We start from the raw sequence: 15,286 nt of genomic DNA, 5'->3' as shown, positions 1-15,286 counted from the left end.
GGGTTGCCGGGGCCGGCCGCAGCCGGGCAAGATACCAGCCGCCCCCGTTGATATGGATGAAATCGGCCAGTTCCAGACCGCTGCCGAGGACGGATCGCGCCGGCGAGACGACCTGCGGCAGCCCGGCGACGAACAGAAGGCGCTGCTGGTCCTCGAGTTCCTCCAGCCCGTCCTTCGTGACGAGGCATGACCAGCAACCCGCATGCTCGCCCTCCCATATCCCCTCATGCGGACATTGGGATGATAGAGGACGTCCGCGCCCGGAACAGATGAAACTTGCGCCTGGACCGGCCGGGCGCAGGTCTCCTGATGCGGGCCAGCCGTAATCGGCCGGCATCGGCTCGACGCTGTGCGCATCCGGCAGGGCCATCTTTTCGCGGTCGTCGTCGACCCAGGGGCGGGCGATCTCGTCGCAGGTCGCGAACCAGACGCCCGCATGGCGCTTGATATGCTCGATCAGGCGCTCCAGCATGATCATGTGATGGGCCTGGCCGATGATCTGCGGATGCAGGGCCATGGCATAGACGCCGTTTTCCTGATGGGCATAGGCTTAGTCTAAGATGTCCTTCCTGCGGTGCAGCACCGCATCGGTATCCGACATGCCTTCCTGGTTGCCGGTATAGGCCAGGGCCGGGAAGTCATCGAGATACCAGCTGACCGGGATCTCCAGCACCCTGCTGGCCGGGCCGGCGACATTGCCCTGCTCCCGGCGCACCTGCCCGCGCCGCGGGCGATAGGGCACCAGATCGCGCGCCATCAGGCTAGCTGTCATAGAGAAACCCCGCCTCCTCGATCAGGTCCAGCGTGTTCTCGCTGTAATCCCAATAGGGTGAGCGGCAGCCGGTCGGGCGGGTGCCGAAATGCTTCTGGTAGGTGGCGAAGGCCAGGTCGATTAGCCGCCGCTCGGTATCGCGCCCGATCGGCGTCGGGTTCTCGTGATGATAGCCGTGACGGGCGATCTCGTGCCCGGCATCGAAGACCTTCCTGTTGATCGCAGGGAAGGTGTCGACGGTATGGCCGGGGGTGAAGAAGGTCATCCGGATGTCATGCTTGCGAAACAGGGCAAGCAGGCGCGGCGTGCCGACCTCGGCGCCGAATTCGCCGCGCGACATGAATGACGGCGACGGCCGGTTGAAGCCGCCGAGCCAAAGCGACTGCGCGTCGAAATCCACGCCCAGGTTCACGGCGATCTTCCTGCCTTCGGGCAGTTTCAGATGTCCCATTCACTCGTCCATGCTGGGACGAAATTGCGGTTCTGGTCCACGGCTTTCACAGATGCGGCGGCCCGCTGCGGTAAAGCCCGGCCTGGCGGCGGCGATCCCTGAAGGTGGTGGCCGCGCCGCGTTCGCGGTTCTCATGGCGCAGGTCGAGGTTCACCGTGCCGGTGACAGTCATCTCGACATTGGTCCGGGCCTCGGCGATGATCCCGGCCGGGATGTCGCAGGCCATGTCGCAGGGCCCGAGGACCGCGCTGCGCGCCCACCCGTCCGGCAGCGGCGTGCCGGGCTGGCCACCGAGGCAGCAATGGACCAGATAGACCTGGTTCTCGATACAGCGGGCCTGCGCAGTGGCGCACGCGCCAGAAGCCCTGCTCGGTGAAGGCCGCCGAGGGCGTCAGGATCAGCTCGCCCCCCTGCTCGGCCAGCGCGGCCGCGCATTCCGGGATCTCGGTCTCGCAGCAGACATTGAAGCCGACCTTGGCGAAGGGCAGCCGGAAGGCCTCCATCCTGTCCCCTTCCGAGGTGGACCAGGCCGCCTCGGCCGGGAAGATATGGGGCTTGGCGTGCATGAAATGCTCGCCATCCGGGCCGAACAGATGGGCGATGTTCTCATACCGGTCCGGCGAGACCTCCTCGAGATTCGAGCCGGCGCCGATGAACAGGCCACGCCGCTTCGCCTCCGACCTGAAGAGGTCGCGACAGGCTTGCGTATGCTCGGCGATCTTCACCAACTCGGCGATGGGGCGCTCGCGCCAATTCGGCAGGGTGGTGAACAGTTCGATGGTGAAAAGCTGGGGAAAATGGCGATGTCCGAGCCATCGGCCTGGTCGAGAAGCGCATGCACACGCGTCGCCATATCCTTGAAGCTGCCGATTTCGCGCACCAGATACTGGCCGCCGATACGGTTACCTCACGCGGCATGATCTCCCTCCCGATGTGGCGCCGTGATGGGAAGAAACTCGCCCGGCCGGGCGTTCAGGGCGATACGCGATTTTTGCGTATTGCCCCTTGGATCCATGGGCCGATGCGCCGCGACCAAAGCCCGGCCCGAACGCCGCCTTGGCGGGCCGGGGTTTCCATTGCGTGACGCACGCCGCATGATGATCGCCGGAGCAAGGACAAGCGCGCGGGTACAGGAATGAATGTCGAGGGAAGCTGCCATTGCGGCCATGTCACCTACCATGCAGAGATCGACCCCGAGCGGGTGTCGATCTGCCATTGCACCGATTGCCAGCAGCTGACCGGCAGCGCCTTTCGCGTGACCGCAATGGTTCCCCGAGCGGCGTTCCGTCTGACCGGCGCCGCGCCGCGCCGCTATGTCAAGGTCGCGGACAACGGCAAACGAAGGCTGCAATTCTTTTGCCCGGAATGCGGCTCTCCGATCTACACCACCGGTGAGGGCGCCGCGGCGGATGAGATCGGCATCCGCGTCGGCACCGTGAACCAGCGCGACCAGCTAAGGCCGACATTGCAGATCTGGTGCGGTTCCGCGCTGCCCTGGCTGGGCCAGATCCCGGCTCTTCCCGGCCGCTCCGGCGATTGAGAGGCGCGGCGCCGCTGACCTTCCGGGCTCCGCGCGTCGGGAGGCCGTAAAGGTGCCGGATGGTCAGGGCCTGCGGTTTCCGAACCGCCCCTTACCTGTACGGACATCTTTATCCCAGAGATGTCGTAAGGGGTTTCGGCAAGTCCCGGCCGCATAAGCGGGGAAAGAAATCTTATCTTCTGTTGCGTGGCATCGGCATGCCCCAGTGCCTTCCGGGGACGAAGGCTGCCGGAGCCTACCGGAAGGCCGGCCCATCCGGCATGCCGGGCTTGGTGTGATGCGCCGGCAAGGCAGGTCGCCTGTGGATGCGGGCGGGACATTCCCGTTTCGGCGATCATTGCGATGAAGAAGCCGGCGAAGGCGATCAGGGTCGCGGCGGCCGATCCTTTGGGCAACGCCCCTATGGCCGATCCGGTTTCCGCATCCAGTCGGGCATGGTTCCGGGTGCCCTGCCCGTCAGCGCCGCCCGAACGCATTGCGCAAGGTTGCCGAACCTGACGGCACGCCCGGACAGCCCCGGCCCGTAATGGGCATATTTCCCGGAATTGGTCATCACGGCATGCGTCTGGACCGGAAAGACCGGCTCGGAGATCGAGCACCAGCACAGGTCGGGCAGCACCGTCACGCCGCTTGCCTCAAGCATGGCCAGCACCCCCTCGGCGCGGGCCAGCGCGAGCGTGTCGCGGCCGGTGGTCAGGATGGTGGGGATGACGACCTTGCCCCCCGCGAGCCCCCGCGCCAGGGCGCGGCATTCGTTCAGCGAGGCATGGGGACTGCCCAGGGCCACAAGGTCGACAACCTCGGGACCGTCGTTCAAAAGCCGCCAGCCATCCTCCAGATCGGCACGCGTGATCCGGCAATGATCGGCATCCTCGGCGATCAGCCCGGCCTCGGGCGTGACGGCCTCGACATGCAGCATCGCCGCGCCCGAGGTGGTGCCGAAGGCGGCGCAAAGGGCCTTCAACTCGTCCATTCCTGGCCTCGCCGGCGCAAGGCCGCGCAGCAGCGGAATGCGATCGGGCGACAGCCTGCCCGCAAGATAGCCCAGCAGCGGCCAGAACGCGTCGTCCGCACCGGCTGGCAGGTCCACGTCGATGATGCGGCGCGCCTTGCGGTTCTTGTCCAGATAGACGCCGGACAAGGGCGCCCTGCCGGTGATCGCAATGCAAAGGTCCAGGAAATCCGGGTGTTTCGCCGTGCGTGCGCCAAGGATGCTGTTCGCATAGACGACCGCATTGGATTCCGCCCAGGCGATGGCCTCGCCCCGGCCCGGCGCACTGTCCAGAAGATAGGGCGAGCAGGTAAAGGTCGGCCGGCATCCCATCCTGACATAGGCATCGGCCAGCCGCTGCGCCGGATTGCCGAGGCTGGGGGGAACGCCTTGGCGGCGCCAGTTCTCGCGATCGACGGAAATCGCGTTCATGGTCGTCGGAACCGTCACCCTGGCGCCCATTTCGGCCATGCGCTCGGCAAAGGTCAGGTTCGCCGGGCTGGCATAGATGCAGCCGTCGATATGCGCCTGCGTGACATCGACCAGGCGCCGCGCCCCCTGCTGGGCCGCCATCGCGCAGATGATCCGCATGGCCTGGGCGGCGGCCGTCCCGTTCCCGCCATCGAGGATCGCGCGATCCTGCCCGGTCAGGTCCAGCGACGCCGTGCCGGGGGCCTGGACCGCGATCGACAGATTGCCGGCCGTGATCCGGTCCAGGCCGATCCGCGCCGAAGCCTGGCCGCTCAACGCCTCGAATGCCGAAGGCGACAGGCGCAGGACCGGCAGCGCCTTGCCGAACATCTCGGCCGCGATCAGGGCACCCAGGGTGACCACGTCCTCGGGCTCGGAAAAGATCAGGGCCGCCGGGCCGCGACCCGACAGGACCAGATCCAGCAACACCCCCGATCCCGTGCAGGATCCCCGAGTCGAGGGCATCATCAGGACGCAACCGGCAATGCAGCGCCCCTGCAACGGGTGATGCACGTCGATGACCCTGCCGGTGGCCGGGTCCACCCCGCCCCAGAAGCTGAGCGGCTCGTCCGAAGACAGGATGGGCCCGTCTGCGATGCCTGGCAGGATGCTGGATGCGGTCATGGTCATTTGTCTGGTCTCCGGTCGGTTTGGCCCTATTGCGTCAGCGTCGGCGTGACGCCCCAGGTGTCGGATAGCATATAGCCGGACTGCCAGGGGTCTTCGGGATCGACGAAATAGCTGTGCTGCCCGGTGATCCAGGCGCGGCCGGTGATCTGCGGGGTGATCGTCGTCACGCCGCCGCGGTCGCCGAGTTCAAGGATCTTGCCGGTGAAGCGCGATCCGATGATCGATTCATGGATCAGCACCTCTCCAGCTCCCATCAGGCCGCGCGCCTGCAAGACCGCCATCCGCGCCGAGGTGCCCATGCCGGTGGGCGAGCGATCCGAGCGGCCCAGGGCCACGATGCAGGTATTGCGCGTCACCGCGCCGCTGCCCTGGAACGGCATGGCGAACTGGACGATAGATCCGCCGCGCACATTCGGGAAGTCGGGATGGGCCATGTCGAACTGCTGCCGCGCGGCCTTGCGGATCTTTTCGCCCAGGATGGCCGGATTGCGCGCCTCGTCGGGGCGGATCTGAAAGCCAAGCGCCTGGGCATCGACGATACCGAAGAACATGCCGCCATAGGCGATGTCGAGAGAGATCGCGCCATGCCCCTCGACCTCCAGCCCGCCGTCCCGGACGGCGGCAAGGGCCGGGGCGTTCCGAAAGGTGATCGACCGGCATTTGCCGTCGCGGCATTCCGCGGCGACCTCGATCACGCCTCCGGGCATGTCCAGCTTGAAGCGGGTAATCGGCTCTTTCATCGGCACCATGCCGGTTTCCAGCAGGATGGTGGCCACGCAGATCGTGTTCGAGCCCGACATGGGAACATATTCGGTCGGCTCCATGATGATCGCCCCGGCGGCGCAGCCCGGCGTGATCGGCGGCACGATCAGGTTCACATGCCGCGCGACCAAGCCGCGCGGCTCGCAGATCAGCAACTGGCGGATATGGTCGTGATCGCGTTCCATGGCGATCATCCGCTCCATCATCGTGGCCCCTTCCGGGGGAAGCACGCCGCCGATGATGACATCGCCGATTTCGCCTTCGGCATGGCGACCGACGACAGTGATGGAAAGGCGCGAGCGCATCTGGGTTGTCCTTTCTTCAGGCCGAGGGGCTGGACATGAGCGCCTTGATGCGGCGCAGAAGCCCGCTCGGCACGTCGACGCCGGAGGCATGGCTGCGCGCGCGGGCGGCATATCGCCGTTCCGACGGCAGCCGCAGGCCCGGCTGCGCCTTCGCATCCAGAAAGAACTCTTCAGCAGCGGCGGGCGCCGATCCATCCAGCGCGGCGGGATCGAAGACGATGAACAGCTCGCCCCCCGGCGGCGGGCCGTCATCCCGATGGCCAAGCGTGGCCACCTGCTTGCTGGTCAGTTCACCGATCAGGGGGCCTGCGATCAGCTCGACCATCATGGACAGCGCCGAACCCTTGTGCCCGCCAAAGGGAAGAAGCGCGCCGGAAAGGGCCTCGGCCGGGTCGTGCGTTGGTCGCCCATCGGCGTCGATGCCCCAGCCCGCGGGAATCGGCTCGCCCGCAAGGCGTTTCAGCTCGACCTCGCCGCGCGCCGCGGCGCTTGTCGCGAAATCGAAGATGAACGGGGCGCCGTCGGGTCGCGGCCAGCCGAAGCCGATGGGATTGGTGCCCATCAGCGGCGCGCTGCCGCCATGCGGCGCGACCGAGCATTGGCCAACGACGAAACACCAGGCCACCAGCCCGGCCTCGACCAGCGGCTCGATATCCGCCCATAGCGCCGAAAAATGGTGCGTCCGGGTCATCGCCATCGCGGCGATGCCGTTTTCGCGCGCCGCCGCAATCAGATGCGGGCGCGCAAGGTTCGCCGCGAACGGGGCAAAACCCCTGTCGCCGTCGACCTGCAGCAAGGCCGGCCTCACTTGCCGAACCCGTGGCTGCGCGGCCGGGTTCACGCGCCCCGCACGCAGGCCCGCGACATAGCCCTCGACCCGATACAGGCCATGCGACCGGCAGGCATCGGCCTCGGCCCGGGTGACGATGTCGGCAATGGCCTCGGCCTGGTCCCGCGATAAGCCGTTTGCCGCCAGCACCGACAGGACGAGGTCGAAGATCCCGTCAAGCGTCATCGTCACCTTGGCTTCCATCGCGCGCGTCCAGATCGAAAGAGGGGCGGATGATGCGCGCCGGGACGGCGCGCATCGTTGCAGGCCGGTCCGCCCGGTTCAGGCGGAAAAAGCGCCGGTCACAGCGTGGCGCCGATTTCGCGCAGTTGCTCGATCACCGGCGCTTTCGGCATCCAGATCTTGTCGAAGGCCGCGATGATCTCGGTCGTGTCCTCCTCGGGAACCTCGTGCATCGGCACCCCGGTCTGGCGGAGGTTCTCGATCAGCGCCGGTTCTTCGCCCGCCAGGCTGTCGATCTGCTCGTCCAGCACGGTCCTGACCGCCGCGGCGATCAGTTCGCGATCAGCCTCCGGCATGGCCGTCCAGACCCGGCCCGAGGCGACCGCGGCCGCCGGCATGAACACCGCGTTCATGCGCAGGATGGACTTTGCCACCTTGTCGAAGCGCTGATTCCACGAGAACTCGATATCGGCTTCCAGCCCGTCCACCTGGCCGTTCGACATGGCGTCAAAGACCTGCGGCGTCGGAATCGGCGTCGGCGCCGAGCCCAGCAGCTGGTAGAAATCGCGATAGACCGGCGTCGGGTTGATGCGCAGCTTCATGCCGTTCAGCCCGGCGATGCTGTCGATGGGCTTGACCGAGAACACCGTGCGCATGCCGGTGATGGCCCAGCCAAGGCCGATGGTGCCGGTCTGCCGGGGCAGCACGTCGAACAGCTTCAGCACCTCCGGGTGGCGGACCAGCCTGGCCACGGCATCGGTCGAGCGCACCAGGTAGGGCGCATTGATCGCCGCGATATGGTCGACGCGGGAACCCAGCTCGGCGGCCTGGATGATGCCCATGTCCAGCGCCCCCGATTGAAGCTGCTGCATCATCGCCGGCTCGTTGCCCAGCTGGCCGGAATGAAAGACGGTCATTGCCAGGCGGCCGTCGCTTTGCTGGGCCAGGCGCTCGGCCAGGCGCAGCGCCGCGTCGTTCCACGAATGGCCGACCGGGGTGATCAGGCCAAGGCGCAGCTCGGTCGATTGCGCCCGGGCCACCAGCGGGGCCGCGAAAGGCAGGGCCGCAGCCCCGGCGACAAGCTGGCGGCGGGAAATCTTGATCATTGCAACGCTCCTCTGTTGGTTGGATTTTATCCGATGAAGATCAGCGAGATGGCCGGGAACACCGACAGGATCACCAGAAGGACGCAGGTGATCAGGAAGAAGGGCATGGTCACCATGAACATCCGTCCGGGATTAGCCCCCGTCGCGGCGGCGGCGACGAAGAAGCACAGGCCGACCGGCGGCGACAGCAGCCCCAGCACCAGGTTGATGACCACGACGACGCCGAAATGATGCGGGTCGATGCCATAGACCTCGGTGGCGATCGGCAGCAGGATCGGAACCGTCATGATCAGGCCGGGAATGCCGTCGATCACCGTGCCGATCACCAGCAGGATCACGTTGGCCAGCAGCATGAAGGTCACCGGATCCTTGGCCACGGTCTGGATCCAGCCGGCGACCTCTTGCGGGACGCGCCCGAACACCAGGATCCAGGACAGCACGCCCGCCGCCACCACCAGGAACAGCACGATGGCCGAGTAAAGCCCCGCGCGGGTCATGATCGCGGGCAGGTCCGAGAAGCGCAGCCGCTTCGTCCAGAAGCGGCCGATCAGCAGCGACATCACCGCGCCGACCGCACCGGCCTCGGTCGCGCTTGCAAGGCCCGAGAAGATCGAGCCGACGATGACGATGGGGATCGACAGCGACGGCACCGCCGCCCAGACCGTGGCGGCGCGCTGCCTGAATGTCTGCGGCGCGCTGCGCGGGAATTTCTGGTAATGGCCGATGATGGCGATCACCACGCAGAACAGCGCGGTCAGGATCAGCCCCGGCACCAGCCCCGCCATCAGCATGTCCGACACCGAGACCTGCGCCATGACGCTGTAGACCACGAACATGACCGAGGGCGGCATGATCGATCCCAGCATCCCGCCATAGGCGGTCAGCCCCGCGGAGAAGTCCTTGTCGTAGCCCTTTTTCTCCATCTCGGGGACCATGATCTGCGACATGATCGCCACCTGCGCCGTGGCGGAGCCAAGGATCGAGGCCACGAACATGTTCGCGATGGCGTTCACATAGGCCAGCCCGCCGCGCAGCGAACCGACGAAGGCCATCGCCATGTCGACGATCTTCTTGGTGATGCCGCCCGCGTTCATGATCTCTCCGATCAGCACGAACAGCGGGATGGCGATCAGGCCATAGCTGTCCACCGCGTTGAACATCTGCAAGGGATAGCTTTGGAACAGCACCATGTTGCCGCTGGCCAGCACATAGACGATGGCCGCGACGCAGAGGCACAGGCCGATGGGCACGCCCACCAGCATCACGACCAGAAAGGCGGTTGAGGTCAGCATCAGTTCACCGCCTCCTCGGCGTTGATCATCATCGCGCGCTGGACCCTGGGGACCGCGCCCAGGTCTTCCAGCAGGTTCGCGATGCCGTGGACGGTCATCGACAGGGCAAAGATCGGCAGGATCAGATACAGGATCCAGGTCGCCCAGTTCAGGGTCTGCGTGCGCTCGGTATAGATGAAGTTGAAGCTTTGCCCGGCGAATTCGCGGGCGTCGAAACCCGCGCGCGCGATGCCCAGGGGCTCGAACCAGAGCCAGCACATCACGGCAAGGCCGATGCTGAACAGGACGACAACAATGGTCGCCACTACCCTGGCCACCCGCGCCGCGCCGGGCGACAGCCGCTCGGTCAGCATCGTCACGGCGAAGTCGAGGCGCAGCCGCGTCATCGTCGAGGCGCCGATGAAGGTCAGCCAGACCATGCAATAGACCGCAAGCTCATCGATCCAGTAAAGCGGCATCCCCAGGTAGCGGGTGACCACGTTCAGCAGGATCGCACCGCTGAGCAGCGCCATCAGCGTCGCGACGGCATGGCGCTCGACGACCAAGAGGCCCTCGGAGACGCGGATGAACGGGGACCATCTGCTTGGCGGGACGGTGGGGCTTGGATGTCGTGGCATGGAGTACCTGTTGGGCGTAAGTGATCTTCGGGAAACGGCCCGCGACGGCCGATCCCATGCTTTCTCATGCGCCCCGGCCAGCGGTCAGGACGTCGGTCTTTCGTTTGCATCGCGCCGTCGCGCGTCGGCTTCAGCGCGCCGTCGCGCGCTTACTTCACCACGAAGCCATGGGCGAAGGGGTCGCGTTCGGCATCGATGAAGATGGTGTTCAGCCCGGTCTGCCGCGCCCATCCGGCGATCGAGGGGATGATGGCGTCGCGGCCCGCCACGGTCGCGGCGGCCTCGATGCGGCCCTTGAAGATCGAGCCGATGATCGACTCGTGCCAGAACTCGTCGCCGACCCCCAACTTGCCCTTGGCCGCAAGCTGCGCCATCCGGGCCGAGGTGCCGGTGCCGCAGGGGCTGCGGTCGATGGCCTTGTCGCCATAGAAGACGGCGTTGCGGGCATGGGCGCCGGGCTGGGTCGGCGCGCCGGTCCACTGGATATGGCTCAGCCCGCTGATCTCGGGGTGCTCGGGATGGATGAACTCGTATTTCTGGTTCAGCGCCGCGCGCAACCTGGGCGACCAGCCGATCAGCTCGCCCGCCGTATGGTCGGCCATGTCGCGGAAATTCTTCTGCGGCTCGACGATGGCATAGAAGTTGCCGCCATAGGCCACGTCCACGACGATCTCGCCCAGGCCCTCGACCTCGGCCGTCAGGCCCTCGGCGTAGAGGAAGCCGGGCACGTTGGTCAGCCGGACCTCCTCGACATGGCGGCCCTCCTGCCGGTATGCGATGTCCACCTTGCCCGCCGGGGTCTCGATGGACAGCCGGCCCGGCGTGCGCGGGACGATCAGCCCGTTCTCGATCCCCATGGTGATCGTGCCGATGGTGCCGTGGCCGCACATGGGCAGGCAGCCCGAGGTCTCGATATACAGCACCGCCACGTCGCAATCACCGCGCGTCGGCGGATAGAGGATCGCGCCCGACATCATGTCGTGACCGCGCGGCTCGAACATCAGGCCGGTGCGGATCCAGTCGAACTCGCGCAGGAAATGCGCGCGCTTTTCCAGCATGGTCGCGCCTTCCAGCCGCGGCGCGCCGCCCGCGACCAGGCGCACCGGGTTGCCGCAGGTATGGCCGTCGATGCAGGGAAAGATGTATTGGGTCATGATCGCCTCAGAAACGCGCGGGAGAGAACGGGGCCAGATCGATGCCGGGATCCTCGCCGGCCAGCAGGTCGGCCACGATCCGCGCCGTACCCGTTGACTGCGTCAGGCCCAGATGGCCGTGCCCGAAGGCGCAGATGACGTTCGGATGGCCGGGCAAGGGGCCGATGGCGGGCAGGCTGTCGGGCAATGACGGGCGGAAGCCCATCCATTGCTGCCCGCCCGTGGTCCTGAGCCCCGGCAGGAAGGTTTTTGCCTTTTTCAGCATCGCCTCGGACCGCTTGTAGTTCGGGGGCAGGTCCAGCCCGCCCAGCTCGACCGCGCCGCCGACGCGGATGCCCGAGGACAGTTTCGTGATGACGAAGCCATGCCCCCCGAAGGTGACCTGGCAGCGCAGGTCGAAGGCATCCGCCGGCAGCGTGGTGTTATAGCCGCGCTCGGTCTCCAGCGGGATGCGGACACCCAGCGTCCGGGCCAGCCGATGCGAGAACGCCCCCGCCGCCAGAACGACCCGGCCGGCCAGCTTGCCCGAGGCGGTCAGCACCCCGTCATCGGCCAGCCCGGTCGCCTCGGCGATGACGATCTCGCCGCCGCCAGCGCGGAAACGCTCGGCCAGCGCCAGCGTGTAGTCGCGCGGATCGGCGATGGAATACCAGCCGGGCGTGAAGGTGCCATGGGTGAAGCGCGGCGCAAGGCCGGGCTGGACACCGGCCATCTCATCCGCCGTCATGTGCCGGAAGGCGATGCCATGCTCTTCTCGCGCGCGCCAGCCGGGCAGCGAGGCGTCGAACTCGGCCTGCGATTCATAGACCTGGAGGTTTCCCTCCTTGCGCAGCATCGGCAGGGTTCCGGTCGCGGCCAGGAAAGGTTCCAGCTCGGCCCTGGACAGGTCCATCAGCGCCGTCTGCGCGGCGGTCGAGGCGCGCACCCGCGCAGGTGAACAGGCCCGCCAGAAGCGCAGCATCCAGGGCGCGATCCGCAGCGCATAGGAAGGCGGCACGGTCAGCGGCCCCAGCGGGTCCAGCAGCCATTTCGGCGCCTGCCGCATGATCCGGGGCGAGGCCAGCGGCAGGATGTCGGTGAAGGCGAAGGCCCCGGCATTGCCGGCCGAGGCGCCCGCCGCCGGCCCTTCGCGGTCGATCACCTGCACCGCCAGGCCCCGCGCCTGCGCCGCCAGCGCGACGGACAGGCCGACGACGCCCGCGCCGATGACGACGACCTTGCCGGTCATTGCCGGGTGCTCGACAGGAACTTGCGCGTCTCGGGATGCTGCGGGTCGCCGAAGATCTGCTGCGGCGGGCCGATCTCGGCCATGACGCCCTGATGGAAGAAGGCCACCCGGTCCGACACGTCGCGGGCAAAGGCCATCTCATGCGTGACCAGGATCATCGTCATGCCTTCCTGGGCCAGCATCTTCAGCGTGTCCAGGACCTCGCCCACCAGTTGCGGGTCCAGCGCCGAGGTCACCTCGTCGAACAGCATGTATTCCGGCGACATCGCCAGCGCGCGGGCGATCGCCATGCGCTGCTGCTGGCCGCCCGACAACCGGCCCGGATAGGTCTTCAGCTTGTCGCCCAGCCCGACATGGGTCAGTTGCCGGACGGCGATCTCCTCGGCCTGTGTGCGGGACATGCCCAGCACCTTGCGCGGTGCCAGGGTGACGTTCTCCAGCACGGTCAGGTGCGGAAAGGCGTTCCACTGCTGGAACACGATCCCGACCTTGCGGCGCAGCTTGTTGAGATCGGTGGATTTCGCGTGGACCTCGGTCCCGTCGATCAGGATGCGGCCGGAATCGATTGGCTCCAGCCCGTTGATGCAGGTCAGAAGCGTCGACTTGCCCGAGCCCGAGCCGCCGATGATCGTGACCACCTCGCCCTTGCTGACCGTCAGGTCGATGCCTTTCAGAACCTCCAGCTGGCCAAAGGATTTGCGGACATGTTCGATCTCAATCATTGGACCACCGTTTCTCCAGATAGCCGCCGAACCGGGCCAGCGGGAACGAGATGACAAAGTAGAAGGCGCCGCAGATCATCAACAGCAGCAGCGGTTCCTGAAGCCGCGTGATCAGGATCTGGGTCGAGCGCAGAAGCTCGGTCACCTGGACGACATAGACCAGCGCCGAGTCCTTCATGACGCCAAGCGCCAGCCCGATCCAGGACGGCAGCGCGACCCGCGTGGCCAGGGGCAGGACGATCTCGCGCATGTCCTGGCCCCAGCTCATGCCGAGCGAGCGCGCCGCGCGCCGCGTCGTCACCGGCACTGCCTCGATGCCGCCCCTGACGATTTCGGCGCAATAGGCGGCCGTATACATCGACAGCACGATGCAGGCGACGGTAAAGCCCGACATGTTCAGCCGCAGGATCGTGCCCAGAAAGGCATTGGCCAGCACAAGCTGGATCAGGAGCGGGATGGAGCGGAAGATGTCCAGGACGAAGATCAGCGGCGCGGCCCAGATCGCGCCCAGCTGATAGCGGATGACGCCGAAGACGATGCCCAGGATGGTGCCGGCGATCACCGAGATGATCGTGACCACGATGGTCATGCCGGCGCCCTTGGCCAGAAAGACGAAATCGGCGGTCGTCAGTGCGGTGTCGAACATCGGACGGCCCTCAATACCGGAACAGCCGGGCGGCGATCAGCCGCGCGCCAAGGGTGACGATCTTGGTGATGACATAGAAGATCACCGCGGCCAGGGCGAACAGTTCGAACGTGCGGAAGGTCAGCGCGTTCAGATCCTGGGTGACGCCGTAAAGGTCGGTATTCATCCCCACGGTGACGCCCAGCGAGGTCATCAGGATCGCCCAGACCATCTGGTTCGTCATCGGCAGGAACGAGATGCGCAGCATCTGCGGCAGCACGACATGACGGAACGCCCCCACCGCCCCCAGGCCCAACGACCGGGCGGCGCGGGTCTGCGTATCGGGTATGGCCTTCAGCGCGCCGCGGAAATTCTCGGTCAGGTAGCCGGCATTGTTGAAGGTGATGCCGAGCAGGATCGACAGGAACGGGCTCAGATGCAGGCCGAAGCTGCCCAGCCCGAAATGCGCCATGTAGATCTGGAACAGCGCCGGGGTGTTGCGCGCGATCTCGACCCAGGTCTTGGCGACGGCGGACAGGATGCGGATGCCCGACAGGCGGAACATGGTCAGGATGATCGCCAGCAGGATGCCCAGCACCATCGACAGGATCGCCACCTGCATGGTGACAAGGGCGCCATCCAGCATCTGCGGAAGCCGCGCCATCGCCTGCTTCCATTGGAAGGTATAGTTGAACATGGCCGTCTCCGCCGGTGCCGGAACGCAACGGGGCGGTGCGGCGACCGCGCCACCCCGGGGACTGTGGTGTCAGCGATAGACGCCCTGAATGGACAGGTCGGCCGGTTCCCCCTCGCCGATCCATTTCTCGTAGAGTTCGGCATAGCGGCCGGTGCGGACCTGCTGGTTGATGAACAGGTTCAGATAGTTGATCAGCCCGTATTCCTCGCGCAGCGTGAACAGCGAGACATAGTCCGGCACCATGGGCGCCTTGTCGACGATCTTGATGCCGGGGAAGTTGCCCGAATTCACATTGGCATTGGCGACCTCGACGGTCGAGACGGTGGCGTCGAGCTGCCCCTGGCTCAGCGCCAGGAACACGTCCGCCTGGGTCTGGTAGGGGCGGAAGGTGCCTTCGCCCCATTCCTTCACCTTGCCTTCCAGCCAGATCGCCTCGTAGGTGCCGGCGGTCGCGCCGACCGTCTTGCCCTTCATGTCCTCCCAGCTGGCCATCTCGACATTGTTGTTGGCGACCACGGCGTTCTCGAAGGCGTAATAGGGGATCGACATGCCGACCGTCTTGGCGCGTTCCAGCGTGTCCGAGGTCGAGGCGACGCCGACATCGACCCGGCCCGACATCAGCGCCGGAATCCGCTCGGGAAAGGGCGTTTCGACGATCTCGGCCTTCACGCCAAGCGCGGCGGCCAGGTCGTTGCAATAATCGACGTCGAAGCCGATCGGGGTGTTGCTTTCGTCGCGCATCCCCATGGGCGGGAAATCCAGCACGACCGCGCAGCGCAGGGTACCCGAGGCGATGATGTCATCCAGCTTGTCCGCATGGGCGGGGACGACAAAGGCGGCAGCCGCCGCGAGGCCGAGCGCAAGCGTCGAAAGTTTCATCATATTTCTCCCTTGTTGGTCGTGCCGGCCTT

13 protein-coding genes and 2 pseudogenes are annotated in these 15,286 nt (G+C 66.4%); 1 reads left to right on the top strand and 14 read right to left on the bottom strand.

The features are described from left to right. Positions 1-307: 307 nt before the first annotated feature. Positions 308-1,223 (bottom strand): annotated as a pseudogene (locus ACNKFW_RS22125) (polysaccharide deacetylase family protein); the annotation flags it as partial. Between the two features lie 46 nt (positions 1,224-1,269). After that, positions 1,270-2,141: pseudogene (locus ACNKFW_RS22120) on the bottom strand (nitrilase-related carbon-nitrogen hydrolase). Positions 2,142-2,358: 217 nt separating this feature from the next. Here ACNKFW_RS22120 and ACNKFW_RS22115 point away from each other — a divergent pair. Then, positions 2,359-2,763: a GFA family protein gene (locus ACNKFW_RS22115; protein ID WP_024844614.1), complete on the top strand. Its 405-nt coding sequence runs from the start codon at positions 2,359-2,361 to the stop codon at positions 2,761-2,763. A gap of 400 nt (positions 2,764-3,163) precedes the next feature. On the opposite strand, the gene ACNKFW_RS22110 is transcribed toward ACNKFW_RS22115, so the two are convergent. The 12 genes from ACNKFW_RS22110 to ACNKFW_RS22055 all read right to left on the bottom strand — a co-directional run bounded on the left by ACNKFW_RS22110 (position 3,164) and on the right by ACNKFW_RS22055 (position 15,254). Continuing rightward, positions 3,164-4,855 carry an aconitase X gene (locus ACNKFW_RS22110; RefSeq protein ID WP_333483952.1) on the bottom strand — a complete coding sequence of 564 codons (1,692 nt, stop codon included), beginning with the start codon at positions 4,853-4,855 and terminating at the stop codon, positions 3,164-3,166. A gap of 26 nt (positions 4,856-4,881) precedes the next feature. Continuing rightward, entirely contained in the window at positions 4,882-5,922 is a 1,041-nt protein-coding gene (locus tag ACNKFW_RS22105) for a proline racemase family protein (protein ID WP_333483951.1), read from the bottom strand. A gap of 16 nt (positions 5,923-5,938) precedes the next feature. Continuing rightward, on the bottom strand, positions 5,939-6,937 hold the full coding sequence (locus tag ACNKFW_RS22100; protein WP_244314525.1) for an Ldh family oxidoreductase: 999 nt from the start codon (positions 6,935-6,937) through the stop codon (positions 5,939-5,941). A gap of 116 nt (positions 6,938-7,053) precedes the next feature. Beyond that, entirely contained in the window at positions 7,054-8,037 is a 984-nt protein-coding gene (locus ACNKFW_RS22095) for a TRAP transporter substrate-binding protein (RefSeq protein ID WP_028710527.1), read from the bottom strand. A 29-nt stretch (positions 8,038-8,066) separates the two neighbouring features. Then, entirely contained in the window at positions 8,067-9,332 is a 1,266-nt protein-coding gene (locus tag ACNKFW_RS22090) for a TRAP transporter large permease (RefSeq protein WP_024844609.1), read from the bottom strand. Further along, positions 9,332-9,949, bottom strand: coding sequence for a TRAP transporter small permease (locus tag ACNKFW_RS22085; protein WP_028710529.1), 618 nt, complete (start codon positions 9,947-9,949; stop codon positions 9,332-9,334). The genes ACNKFW_RS22090 and ACNKFW_RS22085 overlap by 1 nt, the downstream gene beginning before the upstream one ends. A 149-nt stretch (positions 9,950-10,098) precedes the next feature. Continuing rightward, on the bottom strand, positions 10,099-11,103 hold the full coding sequence (locus ACNKFW_RS22080; protein ID WP_024844607.1) for a 4-hydroxyproline epimerase: 1,005 nt from the start codon (positions 11,101-11,103) through the stop codon (positions 10,099-10,101). Positions 11,104-11,110: 7 nt separating this feature from the next. Continuing rightward, positions 11,111-12,331 (bottom strand): NAD(P)/FAD-dependent oxidoreductase, encoded by a 1,221-nt coding sequence (locus ACNKFW_RS22075; protein ID WP_333483950.1) that lies wholly within the window; start codon positions 12,329-12,331, stop codon positions 11,111-11,113. Further along, positions 12,328-13,053, bottom strand: a complete 726-nt coding sequence (locus tag ACNKFW_RS22070; RefSeq protein ID WP_147429304.1) for an amino acid ABC transporter ATP-binding protein — start codon at positions 13,051-13,053, stop codon at positions 12,328-12,330. The genes ACNKFW_RS22075 and ACNKFW_RS22070 overlap by 4 nt, the downstream gene beginning before the upstream one ends. Beyond that, the gene (locus tag ACNKFW_RS22065; protein WP_024844604.1) at positions 13,046-13,699 is read right to left on the bottom strand and encodes an amino acid ABC transporter permease; all 654 of its coding nucleotides are present in this window, start codon (positions 13,697-13,699) and stop codon (positions 13,046-13,048) included. Before ACNKFW_RS22065 ends, ACNKFW_RS22070 begins: the two co-directional genes overlap by 8 nt. Before the next feature lie 10 nt (positions 13,700-13,709). Beyond that, positions 13,710-14,375 carry an amino acid ABC transporter permease gene (locus ACNKFW_RS22060; RefSeq protein ID WP_024844603.1) on the bottom strand — a complete coding sequence of 222 codons (666 nt, stop codon included), beginning with the start codon at positions 14,373-14,375 and terminating at the stop codon, positions 13,710-13,712. 69 nt (positions 14,376-14,444) lie between these two features. Further along, entirely contained in the window at positions 14,445-15,254 is an 810-nt protein-coding gene (locus tag ACNKFW_RS22055) for a transporter substrate-binding domain-containing protein (RefSeq protein ID WP_024844602.1), read from the bottom strand. Positions 15,255-15,286: the final 32 nt, after the last annotated feature.

The sequence above is a fragment of the Paracoccus sp. TD-10 genome (genome assembly GCF_048270675.1).
Lineage (GTDB): Bacteria > Pseudomonadota > Alphaproteobacteria > Rhodobacterales > Rhodobacteraceae > Paracoccus > Paracoccus pantotrophus.
This window is presented reverse-complemented; position numbering and strand designations above follow the sequence as displayed.

Coding starts and splice junctions, on each gene's coding strand:
- ACNKFW_RS22115 (WP_024844614.1), top strand. CDS start 2,359: ATGAATGTCGAGGGAAGCTGCCATTGCGGCCATGTCACCTACCATGCA.
- ACNKFW_RS22110 (WP_333483952.1), bottom strand. CDS start 4,855: ATGACCATGACCGCATCCAGCATCCTGCCAGGCATCGCAGACGGGCCC.
- ACNKFW_RS22105 (WP_333483951.1), bottom strand. CDS start 5,922: ATGCGCTCGCGCCTTTCCATCACTGTCGTCGGTCGCCATGCCGAAGGC.
- ACNKFW_RS22100 (WP_244314525.1), bottom strand. CDS start 6,937: ATGACGCTTGACGGGATCTTCGACCTCGTCCTGTCGGTGCTGGCGGCA.
- ACNKFW_RS22090 (WP_024844609.1), bottom strand. CDS start 9,332: ATGCTGACCTCAACCGCCTTTCTGGTCGTGATGCTGGTGGGCGTGCCC.
- ACNKFW_RS22085 (WP_028710529.1), bottom strand. CDS start 9,949: ATGCCACGACATCCAAGCCCCACCGTCCCGCCAAGCAGATGGTCCCCG.
- ACNKFW_RS22080 (WP_024844607.1), bottom strand. CDS start 11,103: ATGACCCAATACATCTTTCCCTGCATCGACGGCCATACCTGCGGCAAC.
- ACNKFW_RS22075 (WP_333483950.1), bottom strand. CDS start 12,331: ATGACCGGCAAGGTCGTCGTCATCGGCGCGGGCGTCGTCGGCCTGTCC.
- ACNKFW_RS22070 (WP_147429304.1), bottom strand. CDS start 13,053: ATGATTGAGATCGAACATGTCCGCAAATCCTTTGGCCAGCTGGAGGTT.
- ACNKFW_RS22065 (WP_024844604.1), bottom strand. CDS start 13,699: ATGTTCGACACCGCACTGACGACCGCCGATTTCGTCTTTCTGGCCAAG.
- ACNKFW_RS22060 (WP_024844603.1), bottom strand. CDS start 14,375: ATGTTCAACTATACCTTCCAATGGAAGCAGGCGATGGCGCGGCTTCCG.
- ACNKFW_RS22055 (WP_024844602.1), bottom strand. CDS start 15,254: ATGAAACTTTCGACGCTTGCGCTCGGCCTCGCGGCGGCTGCCGCCTTT.